The following is a 9,405-nucleotide window of genomic DNA, read 5'->3' as shown; positions in this document are numbered from 1 at the left end:
GTCCCTTCAACCCGAAGAAAGAGGTCGAGGAAGCTGTCAGGCACGCCGAAGGGCATGGCTGGCGTGTCGAAGTCGGCGGCAGTCACGCATGGGGGCGGATTTACTGCCCATACAACGACGAGGAATGCCGCTGCGGCGAGTTCTGCATCACCAGCGTCTGGAGCACGCCGAGGAGCCCCGGCAACCACGCCCGCGCCTTGCGGCGCGTCGTGGACAACTGCACCACGCATCGGAAGCAGCAAGAGGCTGACGATGCCAAGGAATAGCGCGATGGAATACACCTTCACCTTGAAGTACCAGCTCGCCGACGATGAGGGCGACCCGGATGCGCTGATCGAACGCCTGGGCGAAGCCGGCTGCGACGATGCCCTGGTGGGCATCGGCCAGCCGGGGCGCTTGGCGCTGGAGTTCACCCGCGAGGCGGCAGATGCCGGCATCGCCGTGCGCAGTGCGTTGGCGGACGTGCGCAATGCCGTGCCGTCGGCCAAGCTGATCGAAGTCGCGCCGGATCTGGTCGGTCTGACCGACGTGGCCGACATCGTGGGCGTGTCGCGGCAGAACATGCGCAAGCTGATGCTGGCACATCCGGGCAGCTTCCCAGCACCGGTACATGAGGGGAGTGCGTCGATCTGGCACTTGGCGGACGTGCTGGCGTGGTTGCAGGCCAGGGGCAGCTATTCGCTGGCCAAGGGCGTGCTGGACGTTGCGCGGGTGGCCTTGCAAGTCAACGTGGCGAAGGAGGGGAGGCGGTTACCGCATTCTGCATCCAAGGAGCTCGAAGCCTTGGTTGGATGAGAGCGGTTGCCTGGCGTCATGCTTTGCTCGAACCCGCCCGAACAGGGCGGGTTTTTCGTAGGTGAACATCTGGCTTCGAGACGCCGCCGCGAGACGCTTGTTTGCGCTGCTCGATCCACGCTTCCACTTCGGCCAAGTCCCACACGACGCAGCGCGGTGTCAGGCTGAAGCGGCGTGGGAACTCGCCGCGGCGCTCCATTTCGTAGATCGTTGTTTCGGCCAGGGGGACGATCTGCCGCAATTCCTGGCGGCGAATGGTGCGCCGGAAGGGAAGGGGGCTGCCCTTCGGAAACTGCGGCAGCGCTTCATAGGCTTCCGTCCCCGGCAACGGGAAGGATTGCTTGGCGACGATGCCGGTCGCGCTGGATGTTTGCGATAGCTGTTCCACCTGAGACTCCATGAGTAAGCTGCATGGAGACATGGTGAACCTCGGTAGCTATCGGGACAACTTGCTGGGGCGTAGCATAGCGAACTGGGAATAGAGTATCGACAGCTCTCTATCCCATCTCTCAACGAGCGCTATCGATTTATCGTCGCAGCGTACGCGGCCCAATCAATGGCGGGTACTGTACCAAGCGATTGCAACTTGGATAAGAGCCTAAAAAGGAAGTAAATCAAAGCACCTTCCGGTGGAACGATCTTAAGTTGACCATCGAAAGTATCGAAGGCGCCATGTTCTAGCGCGCATCCGCAATCCAATTTCTCGTGATCATCGGACGGCAGATTCTTTTGGAATGAATCGCCCAATCCATCAGCCCAACTCGACTTCGGCGCGACGATGCCTGCAATGATTGGGAAGAGTTCCTTGGGCTTGAATGTTCCACCAGCATGTGAAATCGACACCGACGTCCTAAGCAGTTTTCGCACTGATGCTGCCTTTTTTCCTGCATATTCAAGGTAACTCTTATCGAAATGTGGCTTCGACTCGAATACGCCGTACACAGCTTCCGCAGGAATGTATCGATGCTTCTGCTGGTCAAGCAGCGTCGGTGTGAAGTGACGGTCGAAGATCACCACGTCAATTTGCTCACTCCGATTTCCGAGGCTGTCAATGACGAACCCTGTCGCCACCTCGTAGCGATTGGGCAGGTAGGAGCGGAACACTTCAATCCAGTGGTCTTCATTAACTGCGCCGTGCGTCCCAGCATGTTCAATTGACTGTGCAGCACGCTTGAGCTTCAAAGCCAATTCGGATTGGACATCAATGAACGCCTCCTTCATCCATGCCGTATCAGCGGCCTTGTCTTTCTTGGTGGCCATTCATTTCTCCCTGTTCGCGATAAGCGAATAATGGTTCAGGATAAAGGGAATTTTGGACCAAAAAGTTCTCGCCAGGCACGCAGTGCTTCTCCATTGCGGCCACGTCGGACGTGGTCAATGGCGACGGATGCCTCGCGACTGGCGGCTAGCAGAAGCCGCTGGGCTCGATCTTTCCTTGCCGCATCCATATCGTTGCTGATGGCGGGACCAAGGCCGGCAGGGTCGGCCCATTCGTCATGGATGCGATCTGCCAATGTTGAGAAGAAGGCCTGAATCTCTCGATCAAAGGAGCCACCCCAGCCACCGTGCAGGCACTCAAGTGCCATGACCTCAATCAAAAACGATGGCTTGATTGGCTTGTCACTGCCATGCTTGGGGTTGTTGTTCCAATACTTCACCATGCGAACGAGGCCCTTCCATTCGCTTGAATAAGCTTGATGTGCCTCGGTTGCTTTCTTTTTATGAATCTCAGGGTCAGTCTTGATCCATTTGCCCGTGGCCAAGTCGGGGATCTCATATTCGGTCACCGTATCGAAGGCCGGGACGGCATCGACGCTCACGATGCGGTAATCGGTGTTGTCCTCTGCATCGATATGAATGCCAAAATCCACATTAATGGAGCGGGACTGTTTGCGCACTGAATCCTTGCCATACTTGTCCACCAGTGCCGTGTGAAAATCATCTAGTACGACAGAAGCCGCTTTCGAGTGATAGTGTTTCTCCGACTCCTTGAGGACGAAAAAGATGTCGATATCTTTCAGTGGTTTGGTTTTGGTGTGGCGCGCGTAGGAACCTGTCAGAAAACTGCGCGCGATACCGAACTTGGTTTCCAAATATTCGCGCACTTCGGTCTGGCGCTGAGAGGCATTCTTCTGTTCGCGTTCGTTCAATTCCAGTCGTGATTTGAACTTGCGAAAGGCTTCATCGGTTGTCAGCATCAGCGTTGTCTCCAATATCCGGCCTGTGCGCCCAAGCCACTGTGTTCGACGGTTGACCCTAAGCTTTGCTTTACCATGCCGTCCGTAGACCGATAGCTGCCTTTAGACCAACCTGGAACGTCCGGCCGCCCGGGTTTTGTTTTCAGCAGCAACGTGTACTTGGCTTGGCTGGGGAGTACACCTGCTTTAAGGATGGCGTACTTCAATTGCTCGGTGTCGGTCCAGAAGCTTCCATCACCCGAACTCCAGCTATAGATAACGTCAATGTCCCAACGAGTGATTAGGTTATTGGAGCTGGGGTTGTAGATTTCGAGGATGACCTTCTCCAAATCCTCTGAGTCGAGCCATGTCTTGACCGCAAGCAGATTGGTCGCCCAGTCGTTGACAAATCCTGATGGATCTAGACCGCTAAGCCGAATGATGTCTTTTAGGCTTTTCAGGATGTTGTCTGCCACATAGGTGACTGAGTGGGTATATGAGTAGGTTGCAACTGAACTCATGATTTCAGGAACCCCGCTACATCTAGCGTCATCGATTGGGCCGTCGCGGTATTCGATGCGTCGGTGGCGAGGCCCGTATCGAGATCGCGTGCTGTGATCCGGCTACTGTGCTTCTTGAGAGCGGCTTGAACCCAGTCCAGTTCATCCTTGGGGCAGGGAAGGGATAGCGTCCAATCGCCTTTCAAGGGATCGAAACCCAGGCCGTCTTCGCTTGCATCACTGCCGTCGACGGCGTCTTCGTCATACGTGCAATAGATGCGCGTGCGAGGCCCCTCGCAGGTAGCAACGATGGGCGCATCCTTAGGCGCTTGGTCAGCAATCAGGCTCGATGCAACGCCGGCGACGGCTCGCAATTCGCGGCGGGCCTCACTGTCTTTGCCTTGAGTCAGCAGTTCTACGATTGCCTCCCAGGTCTCGGATGCATCGCGATGCGGCGAACTGCGCAGGGTGCGGCTGGCAACGGTGTTCATTTAGAGTTTCCTCCGCGGACTCGGTTTTCCTTTGCATATTTAGCTGCTGCGATGAGGTCCCCAATGGTCACCTCATTGGGATTCATTGCTGTCTTGGGGGTCGCCGCCAAAGCGTTTGCGACCATCTTTCGGATCGCGCGACCATCAAGACCGACGCACTCGCTCGCACATTGGTCGAAGCGCGATGAGGATGCGAGTTTTGCGATTGCGGGGAAGGTCTTTCCCAAGCCTGTCAGGCAGTCCTGAAGGATCAGCTTGCAGGCATCGCGCCCAGGCAGCGGGACTTCCATAATGAGGTCACAGCGCGACATGAAAGCGGTATCGACCGCTTCTGGAAAATTGCTTGTCGCCACGAATAGCAGATTGGGATGCTGTTCGGCCAACAAGTCGAGTTGAACCAGTACGGCGTCGGTGGCGCGATGGATGTCGATTGGATTGGCTTCCAAGCTGAGCTTGGATCGATCAACGGCCAGTGTTTCCACCTCATCGAGCAAAACAATCGTGGGACCGGCACTTGCAGACTCCGCGATGGACTGGGCGAACAAGTCGGATACCGCACGCTGTGTCTTTCCCATGGCCGAACTAGATAGCGAATGTGGTTCGACCTCTAGAAGCCTGATCGTTGATCCCTTGAAGGACTCAGCTACACGGTTGGCCAAGCCGCGAGCGAGCGAGGTTTTCCCCGTTCCAGGGGGACCTACCAAGAGAATGACTCCATGCAAAGGGAGCACACTACGGTCCACTTTTGGCCGCACCGTGAAGTTGACTACAGCCTGTGAGAGCAACTGTGTTTTACGTGCTTCATCAAGGATTATGGAGTTCCACAGCGCTCCGAGCGTGGGATCAGGCAGATGCCAACTCCGATGAATTCCCTTCGGGAGGTTAGCGGCTGTATTGGATTGGGATTTCGTCATCGTGGCTGAACCTGATTCCTTGTGTGCATTTCTGCGAAAATACCCAGTCAATAGCCTGAACAGAGCACTGATAGCAGGCTCGCGATAGATAGGACCCCTTGTCTAGCCTTTCGGGGGGAAGGGGTCGTTGCCGTAGCTGTCTTTGGCGCGGATCTGCCCATTTCGGCCATGGATGACGACCTCCGCCTGATGGTGCTTGGCAATGGTTCTTGCTGCATCAATCGCCTTCTGTTGGGTCGGTTGAACAGTGGTTGCACGGCTATTGCCGGCACCCTTGACGGCCCAGCCGTTCTGGTGGGGCACGACGTGCTGGGATTTGCTTGTCATTGCGTTCTCCTGAGTGTTCGCGTAGTCTTACTATACGCATAAAAAATATGCGCGTCTAGTTTTTGTACGCATGAGAGAGTGGTGGTATGACCAGTGACCGTGACATGGGGGGTAGCCTTCCCCTGACTACTACCCCAAGGCCCGGGACCCGCTGGGGGCAGGAACGCCGGTTGGAGTTCATTGACTACCGGCTTCGATGGGACGGACACATCAACCGGAGTGATCTGACGGCTTTCTTTGGCATCTCTATACCGCAGGCATCGCTGGACTTGTCTGAGTACACGAAGCGCGCGCCTGGCAATTTGGAGTACGACACCAGCACCAAGGTCTACCGAGCATCGCTATCCTTCGAGGCCGCGTTCGCAACTAGCGCCTTGGAGCGCTACCTAGATGATCTGCTGAGAGTCGCAATCAATCCTGAGATCCCCTATGGAAGCTTTCTTGGCTGGCATCCATCTGTGGCTACGGTTCCTCGTCCTTGGCGAAGATTGGATGCGGAGACGGTGATTGAAGTCGTGCGTGCAATCAGGGATGGCCGTGCCTTGAATGTGCGCTATCAGTCATTTTCCGGACCAGAGCCTTCTGCTAGAGCGTTGACGCCGCATGCGCTTGTCAGTGATGGCTACCGGTGGCATATGCGGGCTTACTGTCATAAACGAGAAGAGTTTCGAGATTTTTTGCTTTCCCGAATTCTTGAAATTGAAGGAAGCGAAGCTGATCAGGATCGGAGTAGGGATGATGTTGAATGGCACAACATGGTACGACTGGTCCTGGCACCCCACCCGAAATTGGAGGGCACCCATCGAGCGGTGATTGAATTGGATTACGGTATGAATGACGGCGAATGTGCTCTCGAATGCCGCCAGGCGCTCCTATTCTATGTTTTACAACAACTAGGTTTGTCCGATGAAGACTCCAGCAAGTCGGCCCAGGCGCAGCAAATTACGTTGAAAAACCGGGGGGAGCTGGCTGAGTTTCTTCCCAAAACCAAACACCGGTAAATGACGTTACCGCGTTCACACGTTCTGCCGCCAGTTACACTGCCGTTCCCCTGGGCGGTCGTGAATGGGTGCTATCCGTGCAGGCCCCGCTGGCGATGATTGATCGGCCCATTCTGAAATTTGAGGAGTGGCGGTTTAGGTCCCCTCGTCTCGTCCACGAATCCAGTCATGATCGGGGACTACCAACGATCCGACGAGGCCCGTTGTCCGCTGTCCTGAGAGCTTTTCGTGCTGCGCAATAGAAAGTGTAAGCATTTGGATGGCCGACCTGGCGACGCGCAAGGCACGCAATACCTCTTGAGTAAATTGCTCCCGCCGATGATGTTCGATTTCAGGTGCTTTTCTGCAGTGAGCTGGGTTCCCCAGGTCATGCAGCACGACAAATCGGTGCGTGCCTGCATTGCGGAGATCTTTCTGAGGACGCAAGATTCCCGCACTGCTGTCATAGTCCTCGGCAAGCTCTACGAGGCCATAAAGTGCACTGGCACCCGCACGAATCGCTTTCTCAACCTTTTCGCTAAGCGGGCGCACGCCAGTTGCTTTGTCAGGGACTCCTCGCCATAACTTGCCAAAGTAAACCTTATCTGGTGGTTCCCCAAGTTCGAAGTAATGGTTCGCTGTCACGGCGATCTTGTCGAGCAGATCGAGAGCCGTCCGGTGTGCCAAGATTAGCGCAGACGCATCTGGGCCATATGTAGCGTAATCGAGAGTGTCAGCAAATCGCCCCGTCGCCGGCCACACTTCTTCGTCGGTAGAACGCCATAACAGGTCACGTGCGAGGATGAAGTCGCTTTTCAGTACGTTAAACATCGCAAACACCGGCGGTGGCGCTCCGCCTGCACCCGATTCCCGCTCCAGAATTCCGGGAAGCATGAGCCAGTCCAGCTTTCCTAAGGTGGGATCGACAAGCTCCACAACTGGCGCAAGCGTCAGGCGTTCACGCTCGACCCAACTGATGAATGGATCTTTGTGTGGCGATCGCGGTGGCGGATCTCCCAGCTCACTGGCGAACGCAGAGATATGTCTCGCGGCCTGCGCACCAGCGTATTGGATAACTCGGTCTCGATGCCGATGCGCGATCTTGGCCAACATGATCGCTTCGATACGCGTAAGGTCGGAACACCCTCCTTGCTCGTAAAGCCATAGCAAGTTATGAGCCGCGGAACTAGCAGCAACTCCGTTTTCGGGGTCGACTTCTAGCGCGGCAAGCCAGGCATCATGAGCTTCACCTAGCCGATAACCGTTGCTGAATTGGTTGGCAAGGTTTGTCCAGGCTTGAGTTCTCAAGGATGAGCTGGCGTCCGAGTCCTGGGCTACTTTCCAGAAGCATCTTCTTGCTTCAGCACGCCGTTCCCTACTGCGCTCTTGGTGGTCCAACCAGTTGGAGTCACGCGGTGGGGTGCCGGTTGTAGCAACCAACCCGTTCGCCAGATTGTAGGTGATGTCGGCAGTTGGGAATAGATCATGAAGTTCACGAAATAGTGCGAGCCCTTCTTCAATCGCGTCCTGCTGTTGAGTCAATGTGCCGCCATCTACCAGAGTCGCCGCGCGCAGGATCATCAGATTGAAGCGCTCGGATGTATCGAGATCAAAATCAATCTCCCGGGCCTGTTTCACGGCCTCAGCAGGGTCGTTGTCCAACAATGCACTCAGATGCCCAGATTGTTCGTAGAACTTTTCCAGCTTTTTGGACATAAATGGTCTCCTTAGTCGCATGTCTTCATTGATTGCCGAAAGTTTAGGCGCTGCACGGCATATTGAACCAAGATAGATTTTTAGGGACTCGAGCGATCATTGCCGCGCCGGCTCTCAGGTAATCGCGGGCCACGCTGTGAGCGTCCCGGCCAAGAAGCATGGCCGGTCGCGCTGTCGTGCTCCGCATCGAGCCCCCTGCAGGGTCTCGTCCCTGACGGGCTTCCATCGTTCCCTCGCTGCGCTCGGCTGACGCCTACGGCCCGGCTTCTAGCTTCGGGCCTGCGCGCTTCGCTTGCGTGCGGTCTGCGCATCAAGGCGGCCGTTGCCTTGTCCAGCCGTCTCCCCTGACTTCATCACCTTACCCGCGACCGTAGCCCGCTCCCGTGTGCCGTCAAGGCGCGCAGGGCCGTGTCCTCGGCTGCGCCTGCGGGCCGCACCAACCCTGCGCTTGTCTCCTTGACGGCCCCCGTCCGCGCGCTCCTTTGGCCGCGGGCGATGAACTCAGGAAAGACGGTGGCAACAGGGCCAACCGGGTTCCTCGTGCCGACCGCACCGAACAGCCGAAAGGCTGGGCTCCGAATCTAGGAATCCGGTGTGCGGTTTGAACAGCAAACCTTTTTCGTCAGGAGAAATGCCATGCAACTCGCATCCCGATTCGCTTCCCGTTCCCCGTCGCTGCGCAGCGATTACCCGCTGTCCGACGATCAAATCCGCAAGGTCGCGCCGTCAATCTTCGCGGACGCCCCGCACGAAAGCCGTTCCGAGCGGTACGCCTATATCCCCACCGCCGCCGTGTTGGCGGAACTGCGCAAGGAAGGGTTTGAACCCTTCATGGCAGCACAGACCCGCGTGCGCCACGACGACCGCCGCGACTACACCAAACACATGCTGCGCCTGCGCCACGCCAGCCAGATCAACGGTGCGGAAGCCAATGAAATCGTCCTGCTGAACTCGCACGACGGCACGAGCAGCTATCAGATGCTGGCCGGGATGTTCCGGTTCGTCTGCAGCAATGGCCTTGTCTGCGGCGACACGGTGGCGGACGTGCGCGTGCCGCACAAAGGCGACGTGGCCGGTTCCGTCATCGAAGGCGCTTACGAAGTGTTGAGCGGCTTCGACCGGGTGAAGGAATCCCGCGATGCCATGCGCGTCATCACCTTGAACGATGGCGAATCCGAAGTGTTCGCCCGCGCCGCGCTGGCCCTCAAGTACGACGACCCCGACAAGCCCGCGCCCATCACCGAATCGCAAATCCTGATGCCGCGCCGCTTCGACGACCGCCGCCCGGACTTGTGGAGCGTGTTCAACCGCACGCAAGAGAACCTGACCCAAGGCGGCCTGCGCGGGCGCAGCGCCAACGGACGCCGCCAGCAAACCCGCCCGGTGCAGGGCATCGACCAAAGCATCCGCCTCAACCGTGCGCTTTGGCTGCTGGCCGATGGCATGCGCCAGTTGAAAGCCTGACCCCCCACGCGGCAGGGGCAGGCAGTAGCCCTTGCCGCTTC

General features: G+C 57.2%; 12 protein-coding genes. 4 read left to right on the top strand and 8 right to left on the bottom strand.

Annotation, left to right across the window (positions count from 1 at the left end):
* Both DNJ95_RS10820 and DNJ95_RS10815 read left to right on the top strand, forming a co-directional pair.
* On the top strand, positions 1 to 266 hold a 266-nt coding region (locus DNJ95_RS10820; protein WP_131184736.1), incomplete at its 5' end, for a hypothetical protein.
* A 4-nt stretch (positions 267 to 270) separates the two neighbouring features.
* Positions 271 to 795, top strand: coding sequence for a helix-turn-helix transcriptional regulator (locus tag DNJ95_RS10815; RefSeq protein WP_131184735.1), 525 nt, complete (start codon positions 271 to 273; stop codon positions 793 to 795).
* Between the two features lie 16 nt (positions 796 to 811).
* On the opposite strand, the gene DNJ95_RS10810 is transcribed toward DNJ95_RS10815, so the two are convergent.
* The 7 genes from DNJ95_RS10810 to DNJ95_RS10780 form a co-directional block, all read right to left on the bottom strand.
* Positions 812 to 1,183: a helix-turn-helix transcriptional regulator gene (locus tag DNJ95_RS10810; RefSeq protein WP_242671902.1), complete on the bottom strand. Its 372-nt coding sequence runs from the start codon at positions 1,181 to 1,183 to the stop codon at positions 812 to 814.
* A gap of 131 nt (positions 1,184 to 1,314) precedes the next feature.
* Positions 1,315 to 2,055 (bottom strand): DUF6602 domain-containing protein, encoded by a 741-nt coding sequence (locus DNJ95_RS10805; RefSeq protein ID WP_131184733.1) that lies wholly within the window; start codon positions 2,053 to 2,055, stop codon positions 1,315 to 1,317.
* Positions 2,056 to 2,090: 35 nt separating this feature from the next.
* A complete protein-coding gene (locus DNJ95_RS10800) occupies positions 2,091 to 2,993 on the bottom strand; it encodes a CBASS oligonucleotide cyclase (protein WP_131184732.1) in 903 nt (300 codons plus the stop codon).
* Positions 2,993 to 3,493: an HORMA domain containing protein gene (locus DNJ95_RS10795; RefSeq protein WP_131184731.1), complete on the bottom strand. Its 501-nt coding sequence runs from the start codon at positions 3,491 to 3,493 to the stop codon at positions 2,993 to 2,995. Before DNJ95_RS10795 ends, DNJ95_RS10800 begins: the two co-directional genes overlap by 1 nt.
* On the bottom strand, positions 3,490 to 3,963 hold the full coding sequence (locus tag DNJ95_RS10790; protein ID WP_131184730.1) for a hypothetical protein: 474 nt from the start codon (positions 3,961 to 3,963) through the stop codon (positions 3,490 to 3,492). Before DNJ95_RS10790 ends, DNJ95_RS10795 begins: the two co-directional genes overlap by 4 nt.
* The gene (locus tag DNJ95_RS10785) at positions 3,960 to 4,877 is read right to left on the bottom strand and encodes an AAA family ATPase (RefSeq protein WP_131184729.1); all 918 of its coding nucleotides are present in this window, start codon (positions 4,875 to 4,877) and stop codon (positions 3,960 to 3,962) included. Before DNJ95_RS10785 ends, DNJ95_RS10790 begins: the two co-directional genes overlap by 4 nt.
* Before the next feature lie 102 nt (positions 4,878 to 4,979).
* On the bottom strand, positions 4,980 to 5,204 hold the full coding sequence (locus tag DNJ95_RS10780) for a DUF2188 domain-containing protein (protein WP_131184728.1): 225 nt from the start codon (positions 5,202 to 5,204) through the stop codon (positions 4,980 to 4,982).
* A 170-nt stretch (positions 5,205 to 5,374) separates the two neighbouring features.
* Here DNJ95_RS10780 and DNJ95_RS10775 point away from each other — a divergent pair, with 170 nt between their 5' ends.
* Positions 5,375 to 6,205, top strand: coding sequence for a helix-turn-helix transcriptional regulator (locus DNJ95_RS10775; protein ID WP_242671901.1), 831 nt, complete (start codon positions 5,375 to 5,377; stop codon positions 6,203 to 6,205).
* Between the two features lie 135 nt (positions 6,206 to 6,340).
* On the opposite strand, the gene DNJ95_RS10770 is transcribed toward DNJ95_RS10775, so the two are convergent.
* Entirely contained in the window at positions 6,341 to 7,900 is a 1,560-nt protein-coding gene (locus DNJ95_RS10770) for an LA2681 family HEPN domain-containing protein (RefSeq protein ID WP_131184727.1), read from the bottom strand.
* A gap of 636 nt (positions 7,901 to 8,536) precedes the next feature.
* On the opposite strand from DNJ95_RS10770, the gene DNJ95_RS10765 reads away from it, so the two are divergent.
* Positions 8,537 to 9,364: a DUF932 domain-containing protein gene (locus DNJ95_RS10765; RefSeq protein ID WP_131184726.1), complete on the top strand. Its 828-nt coding sequence runs from the start codon at positions 8,537 to 8,539 to the stop codon at positions 9,362 to 9,364.
* The last annotated feature ends 41 nt before the right edge of the window (positions 9,365 to 9,405 follow it).

Source organism: Stutzerimonas kirkiae, from assembly GCF_004327335.1.
GTDB lineage: Bacteria > Pseudomonadota > Gammaproteobacteria > Pseudomonadales > Pseudomonadaceae > Stutzerimonas > Stutzerimonas kirkiae.
Note: the sequence above shows the minus strand (reverse complement) of the source record. Positions and strands in the feature narration are given on the sequence as shown.